This is a genomic window from Falsigemmobacter intermedius, assembly GCF_004054105.1.
GTDB lineage: Bacteria > Pseudomonadota > Alphaproteobacteria > Rhodobacterales > Rhodobacteraceae > Wagnerdoeblera > Wagnerdoeblera intermedia.
In genome coordinates, this window is sequence record NZ_SBLC01000019.1 from 1 (window position 1) to 25,069 (window position 25,069).

General features: G+C 63.5%; 26 protein-coding genes. 13 read left to right on the plus strand and 13 right to left on the minus strand.

Annotated features, from left to right (window positions below; genetic code table 11):
* Nucleotides 1–450: 450 nt before the first annotated feature.
* The 4 genes from EP867_RS13025 to EP867_RS13040 are packed head-to-tail and all read left to right on the plus strand — an operon-like array spanning nucleotide 451 to nucleotide 4,037.
* The gene (locus EP867_RS13025) at nucleotides 451–1,428 is read left to right on the plus strand and encodes an ABC transporter substrate-binding protein (RefSeq protein ID WP_128489924.1); all 978 of its coding nucleotides are present in this window, start codon (nucleotides 451–453) and stop codon (nucleotides 1,426–1,428) included.
* 9 nt (nucleotides 1,429–1,437) lie between these two features.
* A complete protein-coding gene (locus EP867_RS13030; RefSeq protein WP_128489925.1) occupies nucleotides 1,438–2,250 on the plus strand; it encodes an ABC transporter permease in 813 nt (270 codons plus the stop codon).
* Nucleotides 2,250–3,038, plus strand: coding sequence for an ABC transporter ATP-binding protein (locus EP867_RS13035; protein WP_128489926.1), 789 nt, complete (start codon nucleotides 2,250–2,252; stop codon nucleotides 3,036–3,038). Before EP867_RS13030 ends, EP867_RS13035 begins: the two co-directional genes overlap by 1 nt.
* Before the next feature lie 51 nt (nucleotides 3,039–3,089).
* Nucleotides 3,090–4,037: an alpha/beta hydrolase gene (locus EP867_RS13040; RefSeq protein ID WP_128489927.1), complete on the plus strand. Its 948-nt coding sequence runs from the start codon at nucleotides 3,090–3,092 to the stop codon at nucleotides 4,035–4,037.
* Here EP867_RS13040 and EP867_RS13045 read toward each other — a convergent pair.
* A complete protein-coding gene (locus EP867_RS13045) occupies nucleotides 4,012–4,599 on the minus strand; it encodes a DUF2585 domain-containing protein (RefSeq protein ID WP_128489928.1) in 588 nt (195 codons plus the stop codon). The genes EP867_RS13040 and EP867_RS13045 overlap by 26 nt on opposite strands.
* Nucleotides 4,600–4,787: 188 nt before the next feature.
* Here EP867_RS13045 and EP867_RS13050 point away from each other — a divergent pair, with 188 nt between their 5' ends.
* Complete coding sequence (locus tag EP867_RS13050; RefSeq protein WP_128489929.1) at nucleotides 4,788–6,107, plus strand: NtaA/DmoA family FMN-dependent monooxygenase; 1,320 nt, start codon at nucleotides 4,788–4,790, stop codon at nucleotides 6,105–6,107.
* A gap of 13 nt (nucleotides 6,108–6,120) precedes the next feature.
* On the opposite strand, the gene EP867_RS13055 is transcribed toward EP867_RS13050, so the two are convergent.
* The 9 genes from EP867_RS13055 to EP867_RS13095 form a co-directional block, all read right to left on the minus strand.
* Nucleotides 6,121–6,708, minus strand: a complete 588-nt coding sequence (locus EP867_RS13055; RefSeq protein WP_206616332.1) for a TetR/AcrR family transcriptional regulator — start codon at nucleotides 6,706–6,708, stop codon at nucleotides 6,121–6,123.
* A gap of 50 nt (nucleotides 6,709–6,758) precedes the next feature.
* The gene (locus EP867_RS13060; RefSeq protein ID WP_206616333.1) at nucleotides 6,759–7,535 is read right to left on the minus strand and encodes an ABC transporter ATP-binding protein; all 777 of its coding nucleotides are present in this window, start codon (nucleotides 7,533–7,535) and stop codon (nucleotides 6,759–6,761) included.
* Between the two features lies 1 nt (nucleotide 7,536).
* Nucleotides 7,537–8,250, minus strand: coding sequence for a histidine ABC transporter permease HisM (gene hisM, locus EP867_RS13065; RefSeq protein WP_128489931.1), 714 nt, complete (start codon nucleotides 8,248–8,250; stop codon nucleotides 7,537–7,539).
* Complete coding sequence (locus EP867_RS13070; protein WP_128489932.1) at nucleotides 8,247–8,939, minus strand: ABC transporter permease; 693 nt, start codon at nucleotides 8,937–8,939, stop codon at nucleotides 8,247–8,249. The genes hisM and EP867_RS13070 overlap by 4 nt, the downstream gene beginning before the upstream one ends.
* A 3-nt stretch (nucleotides 8,940–8,942) precedes the next feature.
* Nucleotides 8,943–9,734 (minus strand): transporter substrate-binding domain-containing protein, encoded by a 792-nt coding sequence (locus tag EP867_RS13075; RefSeq protein ID WP_164888861.1) that lies wholly within the window; start codon nucleotides 9,732–9,734, stop codon nucleotides 8,943–8,945.
* Nucleotides 9,735–10,255: 521 nt separating this feature from the next.
* Nucleotides 10,256–11,098: an enoyl-CoA hydratase-related protein gene (locus EP867_RS13080; RefSeq protein WP_128489934.1), complete on the minus strand. Its 843-nt coding sequence runs from the start codon at nucleotides 11,096–11,098 to the stop codon at nucleotides 10,256–10,258.
* An 84-nt stretch (nucleotides 11,099–11,182) separates the two neighbouring features.
* On the minus strand, nucleotides 11,183–12,403 hold the full coding sequence (locus tag EP867_RS13085; protein WP_128489935.1) for an acyl-CoA dehydrogenase family protein: 1,221 nt from the start codon (nucleotides 12,401–12,403) through the stop codon (nucleotides 11,183–11,185).
* 10 nt (nucleotides 12,404–12,413) lie between these two features.
* Nucleotides 12,414–13,436, minus strand: a complete 1,023-nt coding sequence (locus EP867_RS13090; RefSeq protein WP_128489936.1) for a phosphotransferase family protein — start codon at nucleotides 13,434–13,436, stop codon at nucleotides 12,414–12,416.
* Nucleotides 13,433–14,224 (minus strand): enoyl-CoA hydratase/isomerase family protein, encoded by a 792-nt coding sequence (locus EP867_RS13095; RefSeq protein WP_128489937.1) that lies wholly within the window; start codon nucleotides 14,222–14,224, stop codon nucleotides 13,433–13,435. The genes EP867_RS13090 and EP867_RS13095 overlap by 4 nt, the downstream gene beginning before the upstream one ends.
* 245 nt (nucleotides 14,225–14,469) lie before the next feature.
* Here EP867_RS13095 and EP867_RS13100 point away from each other — a divergent pair, with 245 nt between their 5' ends.
* The 8 genes from EP867_RS13100 (at nucleotide 14,470) to EP867_RS13135 (ending at nucleotide 22,701) form a co-directional block, all read left to right on the plus strand.
* The gene (locus tag EP867_RS13100) at nucleotides 14,470–15,198 is read left to right on the plus strand and encodes a FadR/GntR family transcriptional regulator (RefSeq protein ID WP_164888862.1); all 729 of its coding nucleotides are present in this window, start codon (nucleotides 14,470–14,472) and stop codon (nucleotides 15,196–15,198) included.
* A 138-nt stretch (nucleotides 15,199–15,336) separates the two neighbouring features.
* The gene (dctP, locus tag EP867_RS13105; protein WP_128489939.1) at nucleotides 15,337–16,431 is read left to right on the plus strand and encodes a TRAP transporter substrate-binding protein DctP; all 1,095 of its coding nucleotides are present in this window, start codon (nucleotides 15,337–15,339) and stop codon (nucleotides 16,429–16,431) included.
* 69 nt (nucleotides 16,432–16,500) lie between these two features.
* Nucleotides 16,501–17,811: a TRAP transporter large permease gene (locus tag EP867_RS13110; RefSeq protein ID WP_128489940.1), complete on the plus strand. Its 1,311-nt coding sequence runs from the start codon at nucleotides 16,501–16,503 to the stop codon at nucleotides 17,809–17,811.
* A gap of 10 nt (nucleotides 17,812–17,821) precedes the next feature.
* Nucleotides 17,822–18,388, plus strand: coding sequence for a TRAP transporter small permease (locus EP867_RS13115; protein ID WP_128489941.1), 567 nt, complete (start codon nucleotides 17,822–17,824; stop codon nucleotides 18,386–18,388).
* Nucleotides 18,389–18,405: 17 nt separating this feature from the next.
* The gene (locus EP867_RS13120) at nucleotides 18,406–19,194 is read left to right on the plus strand and encodes an enoyl-CoA hydratase-related protein (RefSeq protein WP_128489942.1); all 789 of its coding nucleotides are present in this window, start codon (nucleotides 18,406–18,408) and stop codon (nucleotides 19,192–19,194) included.
* Between the two features lie 22 nt (nucleotides 19,195–19,216).
* A complete protein-coding gene (locus EP867_RS13125; protein ID WP_128489943.1) occupies nucleotides 19,217–20,212 on the plus strand; it encodes an NADPH:quinone oxidoreductase family protein in 996 nt (331 codons plus the stop codon).
* Nucleotides 20,199–21,092, plus strand: a complete 894-nt coding sequence (locus EP867_RS13130; RefSeq protein ID WP_241656904.1) for a MaoC/PaaZ C-terminal domain-containing protein — start codon at nucleotides 20,199–20,201, stop codon at nucleotides 21,090–21,092. Before EP867_RS13125 ends, EP867_RS13130 begins: the two co-directional genes overlap by 14 nt.
* 10 nt (nucleotides 21,093–21,102) lie before the next feature.
* Nucleotides 21,103–22,701: a class I adenylate-forming enzyme family protein gene (locus tag EP867_RS13135; RefSeq protein WP_128489944.1), complete on the plus strand. Its 1,599-nt coding sequence runs from the start codon at nucleotides 21,103–21,105 to the stop codon at nucleotides 22,699–22,701.
* A 94-nt stretch (nucleotides 22,702–22,795) separates the two neighbouring features.
* Here the strand turns inward: EP867_RS13135 and EP867_RS13140 are convergent, their stop codons facing one another.
* The 3 genes from EP867_RS13140 to EP867_RS13150 are packed head-to-tail and all read right to left on the minus strand — an operon-like array spanning nucleotide 22,796 to nucleotide 25,036.
* Nucleotides 22,796–23,605: a substrate-binding domain-containing protein gene (locus EP867_RS13140; protein WP_128489945.1), complete on the minus strand. Its 810-nt coding sequence runs from the start codon at nucleotides 23,603–23,605 to the stop codon at nucleotides 22,796–22,798.
* Nucleotides 23,606–23,630: 25 nt separating this feature from the next.
* Nucleotides 23,631–24,341: an ATP-binding cassette domain-containing protein gene (locus tag EP867_RS13145; RefSeq protein ID WP_241656905.1), complete on the minus strand. Its 711-nt coding sequence runs from the start codon at nucleotides 24,339–24,341 to the stop codon at nucleotides 23,631–23,633.
* Complete coding sequence (locus EP867_RS13150) at nucleotides 24,338–25,036, minus strand: ABC transporter permease (RefSeq protein ID WP_128489947.1); 699 nt, start codon at nucleotides 25,034–25,036, stop codon at nucleotides 24,338–24,340. The genes EP867_RS13145 and EP867_RS13150 overlap by 4 nt, the downstream gene beginning before the upstream one ends.
* Between the last annotated feature and the right edge of the window lie 33 nt (nucleotides 25,037–25,069).

Consider the following 25,069-nt stretch of genomic DNA (forward strand, 5'->3'; position numbering starts at 1 on the left):
TTTATATAGGAAATATAATGGTCAGGACAGCGAAATCAGCGCCTTACTTGGGAAATGTGGGATAAAGCAAATTTGATAGCACCATGGCGCAATGGAAACAGTAATCGGTCAGACAGGCACACAGACTCAACCCTGAGTTGTCTTAGGACGTCGCCCGCCCGGAAAGGCATCCCGCCGAAACCGTGCCAGCAATATGGAAAGTATAAAGAAAAAGCGTTATCTGATCAAATGTTTAAAAATTTAAATTTTTGTTTCAGGATCAGGCAGGGCGAAAAGAATCGCCCGCAGACAGGCCAGGGACCGCGATCTCCCGCAGAGTTTCTGTGCAGGGGGCGGAGCAAAGTGCTTTTTTACCGGGCAAGGACTTTAACCTTTGCCTCCGTGCGCGTAAGGCAGGGCCCGAAAGACGCAACCCGCTGCCTGTAGCCTCTTTGGTTGAAAGTGACTGCCATGTCGACGAAAGCTCCGCTGAAATCCCTGCTTCTGACCGCTGCCTTCTGCCTCGCGGCAGCCCCCGCAGCCCTCGCTGACACGATCAAGATCGGCGTGCAGCCCTGGCTTGGCTATGGCCCGCTCTGGGTGGCGGCTGAAAAGGGCTTTTTCAAAGAGGCAGGCGTTGATGTTGAGCTGGTCAACTTCAACTGGGATCAGGATCTGACCGCAGGTCTCGCCTCGGGCAATCTGCATCTGGTGGCCGCCGCGACCAATACCACGCTGGTAAACATCAACCAGAACATCCCCGTCGTGGGCATCCTGGTGATGGACGAAGCCTCGACCGCCGATGCGGTCATCGCGGGCGATGCGATCAAAACCATCGCCGATCTGAAAGGCAAATCCGTCGCTTATGAGCGCGGCGCCACTTCGGATCTGCTGCTGAATTATGCGCTGAAGGCCAATGGCATGTCGCTGGCTGATGTCACCCCGGTGCCGATGGGCGCATCCGAGGCGGGTCTCGCGCTGATCGCGGGCCGCGTCGATGCGGCCGTGACCTATGAGCCCTATATCTCCACCGCGCTGCGTCAGGACGATAAGGCCTCGGTCATCTATACCGCCGCCGAAAAGCCCGGCCTGATCTCGGATCTGCTGGTCGGCAACCCGGACTGGGTGAAAGCCAACCAGAAAGACCTCGAAGCCGTGATCCGCGGCTGGGATATGGCGGTGAACTTCGTGCGCGAAAACCCGGCCGAGGGTGGCCAGATGATCGCCGATGCCGTGGGCGCACCGATGGAAGAGTTTGAACCGGCCTTCAAAGGCGTGCATCTCTTCACCTCTAAAGAGAACGCCGAAATCCTGAAAGGTCAGTATCAGGACACCGTGGCCGCCATCGGCGGCATCATGATCGAGACCAACCCGGAAGACATCACCCGCATCGTGCCGGCGGAAGAGCTTCTGAACACCGACGCCGTTCTGGCCGTCGCCGCTCAGTAAGGCCAGCTCATGCCGGGACATCCCTTCCGTCTGCGCGAGCTGTTCCGGCTGCGCAAAGAGATCCCGAAGCCGGTTTACACGGCTTCGGGTTTCGTGCTGCCTGCGGTGCTGATCCTTTTGTGGTGGGCCGTGGTTCAGGCGGGCCTCATCCGCCCGCTGTTCCTGCCCGGCCCGGGCGCTGTTCTCTCTGAGGGCTGGCGGCAGCTGGAAAAGGGCATTCTGCTCTCAGATGCTGCCGTTTCCATCTACCGCATCGTCGCGGGCTGGCTGGCCGCTACCATTATCGCGGTGCCGGTTGGCATTCTGATGGGGAATTTCCGGATCTTTGAGGGGCTTTTGTCGCCCCTCGTCTCGACGCTGCGCTATGTGCCGGTGGTGGCGCTGATCCCGCTGACCATCCTCTGGGCGGGCATCGGGGACGGTCAGAAGATCCTGATCCTCTTTATCGGCACCTTCTTCAGCCAGGTTCTGATGATCATGGACAACGTCAAAAACATCGACGTCAGCCTGATCCGCGCGGGCCAGACGCTGGGCTTCTCCAATGCCGAGATCCTGCGCCGCATCATCCTGCCTGCTGCCGCACCGGCGATTTGGGACACCTTCCGCATCACCATCGGCTGGACCTGGACCTATCTGGTGGTGGCCGAACTCGTGGCCGCAAGCGACGGCCTTGGCCGCCGCATCATGGATGCGCAGCGCTATATGGCCACGCAGACGATCCTCTTTGGCACGCTGTTCATCGGGCTTCTGGGGCTGATCACCGACTGGCTCTTTAAGAAAATCGGCCAGCGGCTTTTCCGCTGGAATGAGGGGCGGCGCTGATGACTGAGAAAATCCGCATTGAGCGCGTTGGCAAAGACTTTGACGTCGACGGACGCGCCATGGTGGCGATTTCTGAGATCGACCTCAGCATCGCTGAAAATCAGTTCGTCTCGATCGTTGGCACCTCGGGCTGCGGGAAATCCACGCTCCTGAATATGGTCGGCGGTCTCGATGAGCCGACGCGGGGCCGCATCCTGATCGACGGTCAGGACGTGCGCGGGCCGGGCCGCGACCGGGGCTTCGTCTTTCAGTCCTACACGCTGTTTGAGTGGATGACGGTGGAAGAAAACATCCGCTACGCGCTGGAGAAATCCGCGCTCTCGAAAGCGGAAAAGTCCGATATGGTTGCCCATTTCATTGAGGCCGTGGGTCTTGCGGGCTTTGAGAAGGCCTGGCCGAAGCAACTCTCCGGCGGCATGAAGCAGCGCGTGGCGATCGCCCGGGCGCTGGTTTACAAGCCTTCGATCCTGCTTATGGATGAGCCTTTTGGCGCACTCGATGCCCAGACCCGTGGCATGATGCAGGAACTGCTGCTGCAGATCTGGACCGACCACCGCGTCACCTGCCTTTTCGTCACCCATGACGTCGACGAGGCGATCTTCCTTGCCGACCGCGTGGTCGTGCTCGGCTCACGCCCGGGCCATGTGAAGCGCGATCTGGTGGTGGATCTGCCGCGCCCGCGTGCCTTTGATCTGGTCACCGCGCCGGAATTCATGGAGACCAAGCGGCTGATCCTGAACGACATCCGCGAAGAAACCCTGAAGCTGATGGCCGCAGGGGCGCATTGACACGGCACCTCTCCCCCCGCAGTCTCGCGCAAAAGCGAGGGCGGGGGAAACATGGCACTGCATCCTTATTTTCAAAACCTTGTTGAACAGACGAAGGGGCAGCCGCCGCGTTCCGCCGGCAGCCCCGGGACGGCGCGGGCTCTGACGGCGGCGGGTTGTCAGCGTCTGGGGCCGGGGCCTGCCATGGCAGAAAAGCGCGATCTGACCCTGCCGGGGCGGGGCGGTCGGATCCCGGCGCGGCTCTTTATCCCCCACGGGGCCGAGGATGCCCTTATCGTCTTCTACCACGGCGGCGGCTGGGTGCTGGGCACCCCGGAGGATTACGACAGCCAGGTCTCGGCGCTGGCAGAGGCCGCGCGGATCCCCGTTCTCTTCGTGGACTACCGCCTGGCCCCAGAACATCCCTTCCCCGCCGCCGCAGATGATGCCGAAGATGCCATGGCGGCGGTTCTCTCCGGCGGCCTTCCGGGCCTGCCCGAAGGCCCGGTCATCGTCATGGGCGACAGCGCAGGCGGCAATCTGACGGCGGTGGTCTGCAATGCTCTCCCCGAGAAGGGCCGGGTGGCTTTACAGGTGCTTTATTACCCGGTCACGGACAGCGACTTCACCCGCGCCTCCTACAGCGCCTATGGCACAGATCATCTGCTGACCGCTGCCGATATGCGCTGGTTCTTTGACCACTATGTCCCGGATCCCGCGCAGCGCAGCGATCCCAGGGTTGCCCCGCTCCGTCATCCCCGTCCGGGCGGTCCGGCTGTGCCCGCGCTGATTGTCACGGCGGAATGTGACGTGCTGCGCGACGAAGGTACGGCCTATGCCGAAGCTTTGCGCAGCGCCGGATGCCCCGTCACGCTGCGGGAGGTGCCCGGCATGGCGCATGTCTTTTTGCGTCACCACGCCCAGGTGCCCGAGGCCGCCGCAGATCTCGCCGAAACGGCGGCGCAGATCCGGCAGGCAGCAGGTCTGCCGCCCCTTACAGCGCCGCCTGCCAGGTCCTGATCGCCTCAATCGGCCAGATCAGCATCACCACGTTAAGGGTCAGGTTGTCGCGGATCACCAGCGCGACACCCACCTCAAAGATCACCGCCACAACCACCGTCAGCCAGACCGGTGCCAGCGCAGCAAAGCCAAAGCCAAGCGCCATAAACACACTGTCCATGACAGAGTTCAGGATGCTGTCCCCGGTATAGCCCACGGCCATGGTGGCTGTGCGGTAATGCTCAATGACCATGGGGGTGTTTTCCAGCACCTCCCAGGCCACCTCAACCAGCATGGCCAGGGCAAAGCGGAAGGCAAGGCTTCGGTGCCGGAAAGCCAGATGCGCCAGCCAATAGAACAAAAAGCCATGCAGGATGTGGCTCGGCGTGTACCAGTCGGCCAGATGCTGCGAATTGCCGGAGGTATTCACGCCGGGCTCAAAGAGCCGGATATAACCGCAGTCGCAGATCCAGATCCGGCCCATGGCCCAGAGCACCAGGACCTGAGCCACCACAAGCGCCGCCGCCACGCCATACCAGAAGCGGGGATCAGAAGTCCGGTCATGAGGAGAGGCGGTCAGCATAGCGGGCCTTTCAGGCTTGGGAGGACAGCCGGATGCTTTCTGAAAGCCCCTCGCTTTGCAAGGGCCACTGGCTGCGGCTGCCAGAGCAAAATTGAGACAGATATGTCTCATTTTGATCCACAGGCCCTTGAAGGCGCTGCCCTGCCCGCTTTATCCCTCAGCCGGAACAACCGGTCAGGACGACGCCCATGCCAGCCTCTCAGATGAGCCTTCTGCTCTTTCTTTCGCCCGTGGGCTATCAGACCTCTGCCTGGCGGCACCCGGACAGCCGCTCGGAAGAGCTTTATGGGCTGGATCTTCCGGCAGATATTGCCCGGCGGGCCGAGGCTGCAAAGCTTCACGCGCTCTTTCTGGCGGACTGGCTGTCTTTTGAGGAAACCGGGCGCAACCCGGACCTCAACGGCTATGAGCCTTTCACCACCATCGCAGCCCTTTCGGCAGTGACAAAACACATCGGCCTGATCGGCACCGCCGCGACCAGCTTCTGGCCGCCCTATCTGCTGGCACGCCAGCTTTCGCAGATCGACTGGCTGTCAAAGGGCCGCGCGGGCTGGAATATCGTCACCGCCACCACAGGCCAGGAGAACTTCAACTGCGACCTGCCGCCCCGGAATGAGCGCTACGCCCGGGCCTATGATTATATGGCGGCCATGACGGGCCTTTGGGACGGCTGGCAGGATGATGCGGTTCTCAATGACCGCGCGGGCGGCGTCTGGGCGGATAACGCCCGCATCCGCGCCACCCACCACCAAAGCGCGCATCTGAAGATCGAAGGCCCGCTGATGTTGCCGCGCTCACCCCAGGGCTGGCCGGTGCTGGCCCAGGCCGGGGCTTCTGAGGCCGGGCGGGACTTTGCCGCGCACTACGGCGAGGTCGTCTTTACGGTCGCCCCGCGCCTCGGGATCGCCCAGGAGTTCTACGGCGACCTGAAATCGCGGGTGGAAAAGGCGGGCCGCCCGCGCAGCGCCCTCCGCGTCCATCCCGGCCTGATGCCGATCGTCGGCGATGATGCGAAAGATGCCGCCCGCATTCAGAATGAGCTTCTGGATTACACCGATGAGCAGACCGGCCTCGCCCGTCTGAGCCACGGCCTGGAAGGTGCGGATCTCTCCGGTCTGGACTGGAACGACACCATCCCGCCCGAGCGTCTGAAAGATCCGGCCCTTGCCGTCATGAGCCAGGAAGCCACGACGCGCTATCCCTATTACCATCACCTGGCGGTGGAGCAGAAATATACCCTGCGCCAGATGATGCGCGAAGTGATGCGCGCCGCCGGGCATGCCGTCATTGCAGGCTCGGCTGAAGAGATCGCCGATCACATGCAGCACTGGTTTGAGAACGGCGCGGCGGACGGCTTTGCCCTGCTGCCGCCGACCTGCGGTGAGGCACTGGACCGTATTCTGACTGAGGTGGTGCCGATCCTGCAGGAGCGCGGCCTGTTCCGGCGCGACTACGCCGAAGGGACTTTGCGCGACAATCTTGGCCTGCCGCGCCCCCCGGCCCGCTGAAGCCCGCAGCCGCTCAGTCCGCCCCCGCCTCCGGATCGGCGGAGAAAATCCCCGCCGTCAGCGTGGCCATCATCGCCTCCAGCGCCTGATGGCGGGGCGTGCCCTCTGCCACCAGTTCGGCCGCCAGCCGCAGCAGCGTCCAGTAACTGCGCAGCCCCCAATCGGGCGGATCGCTGCGCCCGGGGCGCAGAGCCCGCGCCACGGCTGCGCGGACAATCTCATCCGCATCGGTCAGCCCGGCGAAAATCTCAGGCTTCAGCAGGTAAAGCCGCTCATGGTAGATGAAATCCAGCGCCAGCCCAAGGTCGATCTGTTCATCCGCCAGCCGCCTGAGCGCCGCCAGCGGCGGGCCGCTTTCCGGGGCAGCCCGCAGAATGGCGGCATTGCTTAGCTCGTAGATATGCCGCGCCATGGCCTGAATCAGTGCCGGGCGGTCGTCAAAATAGCGGTGGAGCGTGCTGCGCCCGACGCCTGCGGCATCGGCAATGTCGTGGATCGTGGCCGAAGGGTTTTTCGGCAGCACCCGCATGGCCGCATCCAGAATGGCCAGCCGCGTGCGGGCCCGCACGCCGCTCAGGCTCTGCCGCTCATCCGCACCCACCCTGTCGCCCCCTCAGCCCCTTGCCGTTCTGACAGGCAAAGTGCCAGCCCTTACTTCAGGTTGCCACTCAAAAATGCCTGCAGGCGCGGCGTTTGCGGGAAATTCAGGATCTCAGCAGGGGCACCCTCTTCCTCGATGCGGCCCTGGTGCAGAAACTGCACATGGCTTGAGACATTGCGCGCAAAGCCCATCTCATGGGTGACGACCACCATGGTGCGGCCCTCTTCGGCCAGGCTCTGCATCACCTTCAGAACCCCTCCCACCAGTTCCGGATCAAGCGCCGAAGTCGGCTCATCAAAGAGCAGGATCTCAGGCTCCATGGCCAGCGCCCGAGCAATCGCCACGCGCTGCTGCTGACCGCCCGACATATGGCCCGGATAGCTTTGCGCAAGCTTCGGGTCCAGCCCCACACGGTCGAGATAGTGATCCGCCCGCTCCTGCGCCTCAGCCCGCGACAGACCCAGCACATTGAGGGGCGCGAAGGTCACATTCTGCCGCGCGGTCATATGCGACCAGAGGTTAAAATGCTGAAACACCATGGCAAGGCGCACCCGCAAAGCCCGCAGCCCCGCCTCATCCGCCACCACCAGACGACCATCTGCACCTTTGCGGGTGGCCACCTCACGTCCGTCGAGGATCAGACGGCCGCTGTCGGGGTTTTCGAGAAAATTGATGCAGCGCAGAAAGGTGCTTTTGCCCGAACCGCTCGAGCCGATCAGGCTGACCACATCGCCCCGCTTTGCGCGCAGGCTCACGCCCTTCAGCACCTGGGTGGTGCCGTAGCTTTTCGTGACATCAAGGGCTTCGAGTTTCATCGGCTCTGACATTTCAAGCCTTTCTCGGGCTGGCATAGGCAAGGAAGTGGCGCTCGATCTGACGGAAAAGACCCAGAAGCAGCATGGCGGTGCCGAGGTAAATCATCGCCGCGATGCCATAAGCCTCAAAGGGCATATAGGTCTCGGCATTCACATCGCCCGCGACCTTCATCAGATCGGGCACGGTGGCGGTGAAGGCGATGGCCGTGGCATGCAGCATGAAGATCACCTCATTGCTGTATGAGGGCAGCGCGCGGCGCAGCGCGGCCGGGATCAGAAGCTTCGTCCAGAGCGCCACCCGCCCGAGGCCGTAAGCGCGCGCCGCCTCCACCTCTCCGGCGGGGATGGCGCGGAAAGCTCCGGCCAGAAACTCGGTGGTATAGGCCGAGGTGTTCAGCACCAGCGCCAGCACCACACAGTTGAAGCCCGAGCGGAAGAACCCCGCCACGAAGGGCGTCTCCCGAATGATTTCAAGCTGATACATGCCGGTATAGATGATCAGCAGCTGCACATAGAGCGGCGTGCCGCGAAAGACGAAGGTGAACACCTGCACCGGCCAGGACAGCGCCCGCCTGGAACTGACCCGCGCAATCGCCAGCGGCAGCGAGACGCAAAGCCCCAGCACCAGCGAAATCGCCAGCAGCATCAGCGTGACCGCAAGGCCCGACCACTGAATGCCGTCATGCCAGAAATAGGCGCGGCCATAGGTGAGGAAGGTCTCAATCACAGCGCCACCTCGCGCACACCCACGGAGTAGCGCCGGTTCAGCCAGGCGATCAGCAGCGTCGAAAGCGCGGTGACGATCAGATAAAAGCCCGCGCAGATCAGCAGGTAAAACATCACCTGACCTGAGCCTTTACCGGCATTGATCGCCGCGCGGGTGATATCGGGCAACCCCACCAGCGAAACCACCGCCGTGGCTTTCACCATGACCAGCCAGTTGTTCGCCATGCCCGGCAGCGCAAAGCGCATCATCTGGGGGAAAAGGATGTGCCGGAAACAGGCCGCCCGCGTCAGACCATAGGCGAGACCCGCCTCAATCTGACCCTTTGGCACGGCCATGAAGGCGCCGCGAAAGGTCTCGCTGAAATAGGCCCCATAGATCACGCCCAGAACGATGGCCCCGGCGCCGAAGGGGCTGATCTCAATCTGCCCGATCCCAAGCGCATCCGTCGCCATATTCAGCCAGATCTGCAGGCTGAAATAGAGCAGCAGCATCATGGCAATGTCGGGCGTGCCGCGCATCACCGTGGCATAGGTCCCCGCCAGCGTCCTTGCAATGTGCCCGCCCGACTGGCGGGCCAGGGCCACCAGCAGCCCCAGACACAGCGCCAGCGCCAGGGCACTGAGCGCAAGCGTCAGCGTGGTGAACATGCCGCTGAGCAGCATGTCCCGATAGCCGGCGGGGATCGCCATCACTTACTTCGCGTTCAGATCAACGCTCGGCGGGAAGTATTTCGCCGCCAGCTGATCGAAGGTGCCATTGGCTTTGATGGCCGCCAGACCACGGTTCAGTTCTTCGACGAGGGCGGTGTTGCCTTTGGTCACGGCGATGGCCGCACCATCGGTTTCCGCGCCTTCCAGCGGGCCGCCGACAAAGTCAAAGTCCTGGCCACGCTCTTCCGCAAGGAAGCCAACGGCAACCTGCAGACCGGTGGCCGAGAAGGCATCGATGCGGCCCGCGATCAGATCGGCCAGCGCGAGGTCCTGATCGGCGTAGGCCACGATCTCAACACCCTGGGGTGCCCAGAATTTCTTGGCGTGACGGTCATTGGTCGAGCCCTGCTCAACGCCGATGCGCTTGGTTTTCAGCACGTCTATGTCGAGGGTCATGCCGCTGTCTTTGCGCGCAATCAGGCGGCTGTCGCTGCCGTAAACCACATCGGTGAAATCAACCTGTTTGCGGCGCTCATCGGTGATGGCGATCGAGGCGTGAACGGCGTCAAACTTGCGCGCCTTCAGCGCCGGGATGATCGCTGCGAAGTCGATGTTTTCCCAGGTGCAGGTCTTGTTCAGATAGGCGCAGATGGCATTGCCGACATCAATGTCGAAGCCCGCGATCTCGCCTTTGTCGTCGATATATTCAAAGGGCGGATAGCCGACCGAAGTGCCCAGGCGCAGCGTTTCCTGAGCCATCAGCGCGGGGGCGCTGCTCAGAACTCCGGCGCTGAGGGCGCAGGCTGCGAGAAAGGTTTTGGCCAGGGTCTTCATCTTCTTCTCCCGATCGGCAGGCCCCTGAGGGCGGTTTGGGACATGGTGGTCATATACGGACAGGAATGTCCCATTTCGGGCGGACATAGCCCGGGCAGTGCCGGAAATGTCAATCTGCATTCCAACAGGTCCGCGTCGCGCCCGAAGGCTGCAGATAGCGGCGCAGGCGCGGGCTGTTCAAGCGCAGCCGATGCAAAAGCAGGCAGGCGCATGGGAAAGGTCAGGGGGCCACAGCCGGCGGGATGCCCGGATTTCATATGCATTTATTTGTTTTAATTATGGAATTCCGCGTCACATCGAATCTTGCCCCTGCCGCTGAAGGCAGAGAGACAGATCGTCGCGCCTCTCCTCTTCAGGAGTTGAGAGCCTGGGTTGCAGGCTGCACGATCCCCCGACTCACCGCAGAAACGGGAACGCCAGGGGCAATCGGCAGGCGAGACCCTTGTGCAGAGCGCGGTAAGGGCACTGCACATCAAAAGGCGCGGACTGTGCAGCGTCTCTCAGCAGACGACGGGTTTGTTTCACCCCCCGGTGCGCCACCAGCCGTCCATGAACGCCATCTCCGCAGCCCCCGTGTGGAAGTGCGGCGCACGCCGCTCGCGGAAGGCTGCGACCCCTTCCGCAGCATCCGGCCCCGTAAGACAGGCCATCAGCCCGCGGCTTTCATAGCGATGCGCCACCTCCGGTCCCGAGGCACCGGCCATCTGCCACAAAAGCCTGCGGTTCAGCGCCACCGAGAGCGGGGCGGTCCTGGTGGCGATCTCGCCGGCCCAGGCAAGTGCGCGCTCGAGCACGGCCTCGGGCGCGGTGATCTCGTGAACAAGGCCCCGCGCCAGGGCCTCTTCGGACAGGAAGGTTCTGCCGCTCAACATCCAGTCCTGCGCCGTCTGCATGCCCACGAGGCGGGGCAAAAACCAGCTGCAACAGGATTCCGCACAGATCCCGCGCTGCGCAAAGGGGAAGGCAAGCTTCGCCCCCGCAGCCGCAAAGCGTATATCCATGGCCAGGGTGAAGGTCAGCCCGAAGCCCACCGCGGCGCCATTGATCGCGGCTGCCACGGGCTTGCGCATCTCAAAAAGCCGCAGGACGGTGGTGCCGCCGATATCGGGGGGAACCCCCTCTCCGGTGGCAGGATCGCCCCCCATGGGCAGATCAAACCCCTGCGACAGATCCGTTCCGGCGCAAAAGGCCCGCCCCTGCCCGCTGACCACCACCGCACGCACCCCGTCATCGCGGTCCGCCAGATCCAGCGCGGTCTTTAACTCTTCATGGGTCTGCATCCGCGCCGCATTCAGCACCTCGGGGCGGTTGAAGCGCACCAGCGCGATACGGTCCTGCACATCATAAGAAATATCTTCAAACATTCCGGGGCATCCTGACTGAGGCCTGCTTGGGAAGCGCCGGGGGAGAGATCACCCGGCGCTCAGGATATGAAGGGCCGCGCAGGCTCAGGCGAGGCGCGCCTTCGCCTTCTTAAGCTCCGCCCGGGCAATGCCGCGCAGATGCACCTCATCCGGGCCGTCGATGAACCGCAGCGCCCGCCCCCAGGTCCAGAGATAAGACAAAGGCGTATCCGGCGTCAGACCTTTGGCCCCGAAGACCTGCATGGCGCGGTCCAGCACCTCCGTCTGCAGCCTGGCCGCCGCCACCTTGATTTCCGAGACCAGTACCTGCGCCGCCTTATTGCCCTGCTGGTCCATAAGCCAGCTGGCATAGAGGTTCAGCAGCCGCGCCTGGTCGATGCCGATCCGGCTTTCGGCAATCCAGTCCTGGATATTGGCGTTCTCTGACAGGGCCTTCCCAAAAGTGCTGCGCGAGAGGGCGCGTTCGCACATCAGCTCCAGCGCATATTCGCATTGTCCGATGGTGCGCATGCAGTGATGGATCCGCCCCGGACCCAGCCGCGCCTGGGCAATGGCAAAGCCCGCCCCCTCCTCGCCGAGAAGGTTCTCAACCGGCACCCGGACATCGTTAAATTCTACCTCACAATGCCCTTCGGGGGAATGGTGGTGCATGATGGGCACGTCGCGGACCACGCGAAAACCGGGGGTATCGGCGGGCACGATGACAAAGCTGTGGCGGGCATGGCGCGGGGCCTCGGGCGAGGGGTCTGAGATGCCCATGACCAGGGTGAAAGCGAACTTCGGATGCAGTGCTCCGGAGGTGAACCACTTGCGCCCGTTGATCACATAGTGTTCCCCCTCACGCCGGATCGAGGTTTGCAGATTGGTCGGATCAGAGGAGGCCTGGTCCGGTTCCGTGATTGAGACCGCCGAGCGGATGGTGCCTTCCAGAAGCGGGTTCAGCCAGCGGCTGCGCTGCCCGGGCGTGGCGAAGAGATGCAGGATCTCCATATTTCCGGTGTCGGGCGGATTGCAGTTAAAGACCTCAGAGGCCCAGGGAAGCCGCCCCATGATCTCTGCCAGCGGCGCATATTCGGTATTGCTGAGCCGGGTGCCCGGCTCATCCTCTCTCAGGGCGGGCAGAAAGAGGTTCCAAAGGCCAGCCGCCTTTGCCTTTTCCTTCAGACCATCCAGAAGGGCCTCAGGAAAGATCCCCTCGCTGACCAATCGTTCATATTCGGCCGCCGCCGGATAGACATGCGCCTCCATAAAGGTGGTGAGGCGGGCCTGCAGGTCCCGGACTTTCGGAGTATAGGCGAAATCCATTCAATCCTCCTTAAGGGCAGATGTCCTCAGTCAGCGCCGCGCCCAGACGCGCAAGCACGGGGGCCAGACGGCCCACTTCTGCGGCATTGGCGGCGGAGGCATTGCCCTGGCGCGCGCGCTCTGCGATGCCTTCAAAAATCACCGCATTGCGAAACAGCGCGAGGGCGAGCCAGAAGGTGCTCAACTCCGCCCCGCCACCGGCAGCGGCAAAATAACGGGCGGTAAACTCCTCCATCCGCGGCAGATCAAGCGCTGCCGGATCAAGACCGCGCAGACCGCGGCCATAGTCCTGCGGCCCCATAAACCAGGTATAGACGCAGCTATGCGCCAGATCGGCGAGCGGATGGCCCAGGGTCGACAACTCCCAGTCCAGTACGGCGACGATGCGCGGCTCTGAAGGATGCAGCATCACATTGCCGAGGCGGAAATCGCCATGCACGAGGGTGGTGCAGTCCTCTGCGGGGATATGCGCGCCAAGCCAGGCCTTCAGCCGGTCGATGTCAGGATTGGGCCTTGGGTTCGACAGATCCCACTGGCGGCTCCAGCGGGCGATCTGGCGCGCCGCAAAGCCCCCCCGGCGGCCAAAATCCTGCAGCCCTGCGGCGTCGATATCGACCCGGTGAACGGCCGCAAGCGTGCGGGCCAGATCGTCAAAAACCATCCGCCGCTCCGGCGCGGGCAGTTCGCTCAGGCGGTTGTCGTGCAGAACACGACCCTCCACCCGCTCCATAACGTAGAACTCCGTCCCCGTGATCGAGCGGTCATCGCAGTAAAGCAGCACCTCGGGCACCGGAACGCCCTGCCCGGCAAGGGCTTTTTGCACACGAAATTCGCGGTCGACCGCATGGGCAGAGGGTAAAAGTACCCCCTGCGGACGGCCCCGCAGCACCAGGTGCCGGGTGCCGCTGTCCAGAAAAGCTGTGGGGTTCGACTGCCCGCCGCTGATCGGCCTGAGCGTCAGATCCGGCCCCATGCCGTCGAGCCGCGCGCCCAGCCACTGCGCCAGCTTCTGCCGGTCCTGCGGCGCAATCATAAGCTGCCCTGCCCGGTGAACTGCGGCTTACGACGCTGCAAAAAGGCCGAAACGCCTTCGGCAAAATCAGCCTCTGCGGCAAGGCGCACAAAGGCGGCGCGCTCGGCCTCCAGCATTTGCGGCAGATCAGCCCCCAATGCCTGGCGCAGCAGCTTTTTGGCAGAACCCTGGGCCGCGCGCGGCCCCGCGCCCAGGGTTTCCGCCAGCGACAGGGTCACCTCAAGAAGCTGATCGGGCGGGACGATGCTGTTGATCAGCCCCGCCCCAAGCGCCTCCTGCGCGGATATGGGGGCGTTCAGAAGCACCATTTCCATCGCCCGCTTCAGCCCCAGAGCCCGGGGCAGCGCCCAGGTCGCCCCGCAGTCCGGCCCGCCCGCAATACGGGTGTAAGCCATTGTAAAGCTGGCTCCCTCTGCCGCGATCACCAGATCCGACATGGCAGCGATGGAGACCCCGGCCCCCGCTGTGGGCCCCTGAACGGCGGCAAGGGTGATGAGATCAGACTGCGCCAGCTGCAGAAGCGCCTCATGCATCAGATCGATGGTCTGTGCGATGAAGGCGGGCTTGTCGTCGGCCTCTGCAAAACCGTTCAGATCGCCCCCGGCCATGAAATTTCGCCCCGCCCCTGAGAGCACCAAAGCGCCGATATCCCGACGGGCGAGGACCTCTTTCACCGCTCTGTTGAAAGCCTCTGCCATGGCCAGCGACAGGACATTCATCCGCTCGGGGCAGGTCAGCCGCAGATGGGCATAGCCCGCCCCATAACTGAGATCGATCAGGCTGGTCATCGCGGCCCTCCCCTGCACGCATGCCCGCTCTCACGCCCGGGGCGCAGAGCCTTTGACCGAAACTTAAGCCGGAGTTTTGCCACCAGTCAACCGGACTGTCGGACAAATAAGGCGCCCCGTTGCGCGATTTTCGGGCAGCAGAAGGGCGGCCCGAGAGTTTTCAGCCTTGTAATTTACAAACTTCATCTGGAATCAGCCTCACCTTTGCCGCATAGTCCGACAAACCGGCGGATGCGATGGGCCCCATGATCGAAATTAGCAAAGTAAACGTCATTCCCGCCTATCAGATGGTCTCGATGGAGCTGCAACGGCTGATCCTTGAGGGCACGATCCGGCCGGGCGAGGCGCTGCCCAGTGAAACCGATCTGGCGGGTCGCTTCGGGGTCAACCGCTCCACCGTGCGCGAGGGGATCCGCCAGCTGGAAAGCGAAGGGCTGGTCCGGCGCGCGGGCCGCAAGAAGCTGCTGATCACCATTCCCGGTCAGGCGGATATCAGCCCCAGGGTCGAGCGCGCCCTTCTGCTGCATGAGGTGACTTTCGGAGAGCTCTGGGAGATGGCCCTTGCGCTGGAACCCTTGACGGCCGCGCGGGCCGCCGAACGCGCAACAGAGACGCAGATTCAGGCACTTAAGGACAATGTCGATCTGCTTGAAGCCGCCGTTACGCGGGGTGAACCTTCAGACGTCATCGACACGGAATTTCACACTCTGCTGGCAGAATGCACCGGTAACCGCGCCCTTCTTCTGTCGCGTGAGCCAATCGGGCAGCTGCTGTTCCGGCCCTATGTCGAACTCTCACCTCATGTTCCCCAGGCGCCGGCGCGGAACCTACGCGCCCATAAAGAGATCCTCGCCGCCCTCATCGCCCGCGACAGCGATCAGGCGCGACACTGGATGGAGCGCCATATCCGCGACCTGCGCACCGGATGGGAGATGGCCGGGCGGACCATGGCGGACCCCATCGGCGCAAACTGACGCCACCAGGATCGCCCAATTGTCCGACAAATATATTGACAGCCTGGTGCACTGAGGCTTCACTGATCGGACGCGGCAGGAGACTGCGTAACAGGCGGGCGGGGAAGAGGAGCCCCTCCCTCCGACAGGGAGGACTATATGAAACGTCACTTCTTTGCACTGGCGGCTTCTGCCGCGCTGACCGGGCTGACGGCGCTGCCGTCCATGGCACAGAATTTCATCATCTCATCGTCGCTGCCCCAGGCCCATCTCTGGACCGGTGGTCACATGGAGGATTTCATGAAAATCCTCGGTGAAAGCTCTCAGGGCGCGATTACCTTCACCCCCTTCATCGCGGGCGAACTGACCGGCGTGGGGCGTGAGCTTGACGCGCTGCAGGGCGGCTCGGTGCAGATCGCGGCGCCGCTGCTCGCGCCCTATCACGAAGGCGCCTTCCCGCTTTCAGATGTGACGCAGCTGCCGACCTATGGCACCGACAGCCCCATGGTCACCCGCGCCTTCCAGAAACTGCTGGATTCAGACGAAGTCGTGAAGGACGGCAAGACCTTCTATCAATATGAAATTGAGCCCAAAGGCATCCGCGCCTGGGCGATCGGCGCGACTTCGGCCTATTCGCTTTCGACCGCCGGCAAGCCGCTGCGCGAGCCTGCGGATTTCCAGGGCATGCCGCTGCGCGCAGGCTCGGCCATCCACACCCTCTTCCTCAATGAGACGAAATCGACGCCGGTGACCATGCCCGCCTCCAACGTCTATGAGGCGCTGTCGCGCGGCACCGTGAACGGGCTGGTGCTGGCGGTCTCGGACTGGCCCGCCTATTCGCTGGAGCCGCTGATCAAAGACACCATCACCGATGTCGCCATCGGCCACTGGCAGAGCTATCTGGCAATCAGCAATGACGCATGGAGCCAGCTGGATGAAGCCGGACAAAAGGCTTTTGACGCTGCGGCCCGGGAAGCCGCCGCCAATAACGCCAAAGTCTGGGATGGCCGCCTTGAGACGGTGCAGAAGGACTCGGTGGAAAAGCACGGCGGGAAATTCACCCCCGTCGGCGAACTGAGCGCCGAGATGCAGAAGTTTATCGCCGATTCCGGTGCCAATACCTGGAAAGTCTGGATCGAAAAGCTGGAAGGTCAGGGCCATCCGGCCAAAGCGACCGCGACGCTCTACGCCAAAATCATCCAAAGCGAAGGTGGCCGCCTGCCCGAGGGCGTTGCCGAATACCTCGGCCTCTGAGCCTCCCATGATACCCGCCGGGCCTTACCAAAGGCCCGGCCGTCCTGAGGTTTCAGTCGGGATCACCTGATGGATCACAGTCTGATTTTCACCTTCGTGATCTTATGGGTTACGATCTTTCTGCTCCTGGGCCAGGCGGTGGCCACGGTCATGCTGGGCGCGGGCTTTGTGGGGCTGGCGCTCTGGATGGGGCCGAATGCGCTGATGGGCATCATTGGCCAGGACGTCTATTTTTCGGTCTCAAGCTATCCTTTGTCGATCATCCCGCTCTATCTGCTGATGGCGCAGATGCTGGTGCGGGGCCGGATTGTGGGGGATCTTTTCCGCGTTGGTCACCGCCTGGCGGGCTATCGCCGCTTTCCGCTGGGGGTGGCGACGATCCTCACGGGGGGAATGCTGGGCGCGGTCTCGGGCTCAGGCTCGGCCTCTGCGGCGGCGCTTGCGCGGCTGGCGGGGCCGGAACTCGAGCGGGTGGGCTATACCCGCAACTTCTCAGCCGGGCTTGCCGCCATTGCCGGGTCGCTCTCCGCGATCATTCCGCCGAGCATCCTTCTGATGATTTATGGCTCGATCACCCTGGTGCCGATCGGGCATCTCTTTATCGGCTCCATCGGTCCGGCAGTCCTGTGCATTCTCGTCTATATCCTCTGCCTGCGTTTTATGGGAGAAACCATCCCCGGCATGCCCGACCGCGTGGCCCCGCTGGAGGAGGAAGACCCCGAGGCCCTGCGCCGCTCTTACATCGCCATCGGCTTTATCGTGGTGCTGATGAGCGTTGTCTTCGGCGGGATTTACGGCGGCATTTTCACCGTGGGCGAGGCCGGGGGCCTTGGGGCCTTCACCTCCCTCGTGGGTGTGGCGCTGATGGGGCGCGTCAGCTTTAAAGATGTGGCCCACGGGCTGATCGATGCGGCCAAAATCTCGGCCATGCTGTTGATGATCATCATGGCCGCCCAGGTCTTTGGCCGCTTCATGTCGATCAGCCGGGTGCCACGCCTTCTTGTCGAATTTACCGAGCCTTTGCAGGCCTATCCGGTGATCCTTTTGATCGTTCTGATGGTGGTGCTCTTCCTTGCGGGCATGGCGCTGGAAGAAGTGACCTGCATCATCCTCATCATCCCGCTGATCGAGCCGATGCTGAAAGCCGCCGGGATCGACATGATCTGGTTCGGCGTCATGGCCTGCTTTGTGATCTCGCTGGGGCTTCTGACACCGCCTGTGGGGCTGGTGGCCTTTTCCGCCGCGGTGGCTGCCAATGTGCCGCCCGGAGCGGTCTTCCGGCCCGCGCTGAAATTCTCGGCGGTGGCAGCCCTGGTGGTGGTGCTGGCGATGATCTTCGTACCGGGGATCGTCACATGGCTGCCTGCGCAGCTGAATTGAGGAGCCTTTCATGTCGAAAACTCCCTCCTCTTTCTGGCGTGTGATCTGGGGCGCGGAATACGGCCTTGTCGCCATCGGCTCAGGGCTGTCGCTGCTGGCGATCATGCTGGTCACCGTGCTCAGCGTGGCGGGGCGCTATCTCTTTCACACCGATCTGATCCCGGGCGCCTATAACCTGATTGAGCGGGTGCTCTTTCCGCTGATGGTGTTCTGGGCGCTGCCGGTGGCGCATCGGGACGGGATGTTTCCAAAGCTTGAACTGGTGATGGGCGCAAGCCTGAGCCACCGGGCCCGCGCCGTGGTCGCGCTCTTTGTCGGGCTGGTGGAGCTGATGGTTTATGGCGTGCTGATCTATTTCATCTGGATCTTTGTTGAGCGGGCGATGATCGCAAACCGCACGGTCATGATCGGCGTGGAGACCTGGCCGATGTGGCCCATCGCCATCATGATGCCCCTCGCCTTCGGGCTGATGATGCTGGAGATGGTCCGCCTGATCTGGCGCGATGTGCAGATCATCCGCACCGGCCGCCCTGTGCAGGATGACACCGATTTCGGCCCGCCTGCCGAGACGCTTTAAGCCGCAGAAAGCCTGATATGACTGAGCCTGAGATCTCTCAACAGACCGTGCTGTCGCGCCGCGAAGGCGCGGTGTGCATATTGACGCTGAACCGCCCCGACCAGCGCAACAGCATCACCCCCGCGCTGACCCGCGAGCTTCGCGCCGCCGTCAAAGCCTTTGAGGCCGATGACAGCCTGCGCGTGGCGGTTCTGCATGGCGCGGGCCGGGTGTTCTGCGCGGGCATGGATCTGAAGGCGGTCTCGGATCCGGCCTCGCATGAGGTGATTTTCGGCGAAGGCCGCTTTGCCGGTTTCGTCGATCTGCCGCGCCGCAAGCCCGTGATCGCCGCCGTTCACGGCGCGGCCATGGGCGGCGGGCTGGAGGTGATGCTGGCCTGCGACATGGCGGTGGCCGAGCGCGGCACCCGCTTTGCGCTGCCCGAACCCAAGGTCGGCCTTGTGGCGGCAGCGGGCGGCATCATCCGTCTTGCCGCCCGGCTTCCGGCCGCAAAGGCGCGTGAGCTTGTGCTGACGGGGCGGCTCTTTGAGGCTGAGGAGGCCGAGCGGCTTGGCCTTGTGAGCCGGGTGACCGAACCGGGCGGCGCTCTGGCCGAGGCGTTGCGAATTGCGGCAGAAATCGCAGGCAATGCGCCCCTCTCGGTTACCGCCTCGCTGCAGCTTCTGCGTGCGGCCGAAGCTGCGGCAGAGGCTGCGCAATGGCCTGAGAATGAAGCCGTGCTGCGCGGGCTTCTCGCCTCTGATGACGCCCGAGAAGGCTCCCTGGCCTTTGCCGAGAAACGCGAACCGCGCTGGAGCGGTCGCTGAAAACCTGCCGGAGACAGCACCTGTGAACATCCTTCTGAGCGAAGCCCCCGGTGGCCCGGAGAGCCTGATCCTGACCACCGTGGCAAAGCCCGAACCCGGCCCCGGAGAGGTCCGCATCCGCGTGCGCATGGTGGGGATCAATTATCCCGACACCCTGGTGATTGAGGACCGCTATCAGATCCGCCCCCCGCGCCCCTTCGCGCCGGGGGGTGAATTTGTGGGTGAAATCGACGCGCTCGGCGCGGGTGTTGAGGGGCTGGCGGTTGGTCAGCGGGTCATGGCGCTGCCGCTCTGGGGGGCGATGGCGGAATGGGTCTGTGTGGCGGCTGACAAATGCCATTCCGTGCCCGAAGGCGTCAGCGATGAGGCGGCCGCCGCGCTGCAGATGACCTATGGCACCTCGCTTTATGCGCTCGAAGAGCGCGGCGGGCTGAAGGCCGGAGAAACCGTGGTCGTGCTGGGCGCAGCGGGCGGCATTGGTCTTGCCAGCGTGGAGCTGGCAAAGCATCTGGGCGCGAAAGTCATCGCCTGCGTCAGCAGCGAAGAGAAAGCGCAGACCGCGCGGGATCACGGCGCCAATGAGGTGCTGATCTATCCGGCAGGCCCCCTCGATCGTGACGCCGCCAAAGAGTTCAGCAACGGATTAAAAGCGCTGACCGGGACGCGGGGTGCCGATATCGTCGTTGACGCCGTCGGCGGCAGCTATTCCGAACCCGCTTTGCGCTGCATGGCCTGGGGCGGCCGCTTTCTGATCGTGGGCTTTCCCGCCGGTATCGCACAGATCCCCGCGAACCTGCCGCTGCTGAAATCCTGCGACATCCGCGGCATCTTCTGGGGCGCTGCTGTCGAGCGCGACCCGGAAGCCAACCGCAAAGCCATGCAGCGCCTGCTGGCGCTCTGTCAGGCAGGCCATATCCGCCCGCGTATCGACCGGGTCTATCCGCTCAGCGAAGGCGGCGCGGCTATTGCATCGCTTTCCGCGCGGGGCGTTCGGGGGAAAGTCCTTGTCGCCCTCTGATCCCATGCCAAACCGCGCCACGCGCTTTGACGCGCTGATGGCGCTGGAGATCCCCGGGATTGAGCACCGCTATACCCACCGCGATGTCATTCTCTATGCGCTTGGCTGCGGGGCGGGACCGGATGAGCCGGACCTCGTCAATGAGCGGGCGGGCCTGCGGGTCCTGCCCTCCATGGCCACGGTGCTTGCCTATCCCGGCGACTGGTACCGCAATCTGGCCACCGGGCTGAATGCCGATCAGATCGTTCATGCCTCTGAGCGGGTGGAGCTTTTTACCGATCTGCCAACCCGGGGACATCTGCGCGCAAAGCCCCGTATCACCGCCATCCAAGACAAGGGCGAGGGGCGAGGGGCCATCATCGTGAGCGAGCGGGAGATCCGCGACGCCGTAACCGGCCAGCCGCTGGCCCGCGTCACCCAACGGGCCTTTTGCCGCGGCGACGGCGGGCTTGGCGGGCCGATGGTCCCGCTCGCGCCGCCCCCCGCTCTGCCCGATCGGGCCGCCGATCAGGTCCTCAGCCTGCGCACCTCTGAGCGCGCGGCAGCGATCTACCGGCTAATGGGGGACGACAACCCCCTGCACATCGACCCGGACACCGCCCGCACCGCCGGATTTGCGCGTCCGATCCTGCACGGGCTTTCGGGCTATGGCCATATCTGCCGCGCACTGACGGCGCGTCTGACGCCTGATCTGCGCGTCACGGAATTTGAGTGCCGCTTCACCGCCCCCGTCCTGCCGGGCGAAGATATCGCCCTCGAGATCTGGGATCTTCCGGGCGGCATGCGGTTTCGCGGTCACTGCCGGGGCCGCATCGCCTTTGATCACGGAATTCTGCGCTTTGCCCCCCGCGCGGGCGCGGCCGCCGGACCTTCATCCTGAGGAGACAGCCATGAGAACACCGCCGGTCATGCGCTATGAGACCCATTACGGCCAGAGGCTGATCCGCTGCTATGCAGACCGCCCGCAGTCCCTCGATGCGATGTTCCGCGAGGTGGTGGCCCGCACCCCCGGGGCCATCGCGCTCGTCGATGAGGACCGCCGCATCAGCTATGAGGCGCTCGACGCCATGGTAGAGGCCCAGGCCGCCGGGCTGCTGGCACGTGGCTGCCGCCCTGGTGAGCGCATCGCGCTGCTGCTTGGCAATTGCGCCGAATTTGTCAGCCTGTTCCTTGCGGCCGCGCGGATCGGCATGATCAGCCTTCCGATGAGCACCCGCCAGGCGCTGCCCGAAATCCGCTACGTTCTGAACCAGAGCGGCACTTCGGTGCTGATCGCGGATGCCGCCTCAGCCGCCAATATCCCGCCCCGGGCAGAGGTGGAAAGCCTGCGCCACATCTTTCTGCTGGGCACGCCGCAAAGCCCGCATGCAGAGGCTGAACCTTTTGACGCCCTGCCCTGCCCGCCCGATCCGGATCGCGCCCCCTATGAGGCCGCTGAAGAAGATACGCTCTGCCTTCTTTATACCTCCGGCACGACGGGAAATCCCAAAGGCGCGATGATCACGCATCTCTCGGCGGTGCATTCCATCCTGAATTTTGAATGGGCGCTCGGGCTGAAACAGGGCGATGTGGCCTTCCTGTCGGTGCCGGCGAGCCATGTGACCGGTCTGGTGGCCATTATCCTTCCGGCTCTGCGTGTGGGCGGCACCACGGTCATTCTGCGCGAGTTTAAGGCACGGAAATTTCTCGAACGCGCAGAGGCAGAGCGGATCAGTTATTCGCTGATGGTCCCGGCGATGTATAACCTGTGCCTTCTCGATAAAGACTTCGAGACATTTGACCTTTCCTCCTGGCGGGTCGCAGGTTTCGGCGGCGCCCCGATGCCCGAAGCCACCATTGAAGCCCTTGCGAAAGCGCTGCCGGGGCTGGTGTTGCAAAACGTCTATGGCGCGACCGAGACCACCTCTCCGGCAACGGTTCTGCCGCCCGGAGAAATCAGCGCACATCGCGACACCGTGGGCCTGCCGCTGCCGGTGGCCGACATCATCGTCGTCGATGACAACGGCGTTGAGGTGCCGCGCGGCACAACGGGCGAACTCATGATCGGCGGGCCCATGGTGGTGCCGGGCTATTGGGAGAACCCAGAGGGCAATGCGAAAGGCTTTGTCTCAGGCTACTGGCGCTCCGGTGATCTGGGCAGCATGGATGCTGAGGGCTTTGTGCGGGTGCTCGACCGCAAAAAAGACATGATCAACCGGGGCGGCTTTAAGATCTATTCGATCGAGGTGGAAAACACCCTCGCCGCTCATCCGGCCGTGGTCGAGGCTGCGGTGATCGGACAGCCCGATCCGGTCTTAGGCGAAAGGGTGCAGGCCTTCCTGTGGCTGGGCGAGGGCCAGACGGATGCCGAAGCCATCCGCGCCCATTGTGCGGCACGGCTGTCTGACTACAAAGTGCCTGAAAAGATTGTCTTTCTGAACGGCCCTCTGCCGCGAAATGCCAATGGCAAGGTGCAAAAGACGGAACTGCGCAAGCTGACCCCTGCCTGAGGACAGCGCGCTGAAACGGAATAAGGCCCCCGCAGGGACGGGGGCCTTTTCTCCTCAGACCGCAAAGGGCCCCCGGTATCAGGGGCCGAACTGCTTACTTCCCGGCCGAGGGGAAGAACAGCTGCTGGCCGTTGATTTTATACTCCGCAATCGCCGCCTGACCCTCAGCCGAGATCAGCCAGTCCACAAAGGCCTGACCCTCTTCGACTTTGACATGGGGGTGCTTGTCTTTGTTCACCAGGATCACGCCATAGGGGTTAAAGAGCACCTCATCACCCTCAAAGGTGATCTCCAGCGGGCCGCGGTTCTCAAAGGACAGCCAGGTGCCGCGATCCGCCAGCGCATAGGCAGGAACCTGAGCGGCGGTGTTCAGCGTCGCCCCCATGCCCGAGCCGGTCGAAAGATACCAGGGCTGGCCCTCTGCGGTGACGCCCGCGCTTTCCCACAGCTTCTTCTCAGCCACATGGGTGCCGCTGTCATCGCCGCGCGAGGCAAATTTCGCGCCCGAAGCCGCGATGGCCTTGAAAGCCTCTGCCGCTGAGGCCGCCGCATTGGTCTTGGCCGGATCATCTGAGGGGCCGACAACGATGAAATCGTTATACATCACGTCAAAGCGCTGAACGCCCCAGCCCTCTGCGACGAATTTCTCTTCCTGGGCGCGGGCATGGACCAGCACCACATCCGCATCCCCGCGCCGCGCGGTTTCCAGCGCCTGGCCGGTGCCCTGGGCGATCACCCGCACCTCGATGCCGGTTTTATCCTTAAAAATCGGCAGGATATGGCCAAAGAGACCCGAGTTCTCGGTCGAGGTGGTCGAGGCCACGGTGATAAAGGTCTCAGCACTTGCGGGAAGGGCCGCAAGGCCCAGAACGAAGCTCACAGTCAGTCTGCGCAGAAGGGTCATCGTGTCAGGCCTCTCATTGTGATGGTTACCATAAAAGTTCTCCCGACAGATAAGCGCGGGCTTCGCGGCTGGCGGGTTTTGTGAAGAAGTCGGGCGCGGGCGTGACCTCAAGGATCCGTCCGCGGTCAAGAAAGAGCACCTCCTCAGCGAGGCGACGGGCCTGGCCGAGGTCATGGGTGGTCATCACAATGGCCATGCCCTCGGCGCTGAACTGCAACAGGCTCTCTTCGATCAGACGAGTCGAGGCCGGATCAAGCGCCGAGGTCGGCTCATCGAGGATCAGAAGGCCCGGCTGAATGGCCCAGGCCCGGGCGAGCGCCAGACGCTGCTGCTCTCCGCCCGACAAAAGCCGCGCGCCGCGATCGGCAAGCGCGCTCAGGCCAAAGCGGTCCAGGGCCGCCTGACAGCGGCTTTCCCGCTCAGATCGCGCCAGCCCCTGCAGCGCCAGCGCATGATCGAGGTTGGCCCGAACCGAGCGGCGCAGCATCACCGGTCGCTGAAAAACCATGGCCTGGCGCACCGGGCGCAGGTCTGCACCCTCGCGGATCACGCGGCCCTGCGACGGCGCAACGAGGCCGTGACAGATGCGCAGAAGAAGGCTCTTGCCCGCACCATTGGGCCCCAGAATGACCAGCCGCCGCCCGACCATCACCTCAAAGCTGATCTCTTTCAGCAGCGCCGTGCCAGCGGCCTCAAAGCCAAGAGACTCAACGCGTAAAACCAGATCGCGGCTCACCCCATCCGCCTCCGCGACCATTGCGTCAGCCCAAAGGCCAGGGCATTCAGCCCCAGAACAATGGCCAGAAGGATGATGCCAAGCGCCACCGCCATGGCCAGATTGCCCCGGTTGGTCTCCAGGGTGATCGCGGTCGTCATGGTGCGGGTATGGCCCGCGATATTGCCGCCCACGATCAGCACCGCCCCCACCTCAGCACTCGCGCGGCCAAAGCCCGCGAGGATCCCCGTCAGAAGACCAACGCGCCCGTCCCAGAGCAGGGTCGGCACCGCCCGCAGCCGCCCTGAGCCAAGCGAACGCAGCTGCTCCTCATATTCGCCCCACAGCTCTTCGACCATCGAGCGTGTGAGCGACAAAATGATCGGCACCACAAGCACCGTCTGCGCCGCGATCATCGCCGTGGGGGTGAACAAAAGCTCCAGCCCCCCGAAGGGGCCCGAGCGCGACAGAAGCAGATAGATCAAAAGCCCCGCCACCACCGGCGGCAGACCCATCATCGCATTGCACAGCACGATCACCCCGCCGCGCCCGGGAAACCGCGCCAGCGCCAGGGCCGCACCAAGCGGCAAAGCAATCACACAGGCGAGAGCAATCGCGCTGAGCGAGACGCGCAGCGACAGGCCGATGATTTGCAAAAGGGCCGGATCGGCTTCAGCGATCAGGCTGAAGGCCGTGATGATTGCCGTGTCGGACATAAGCGCAGTCTGTTCCCTCGTTCTGCGCATTAT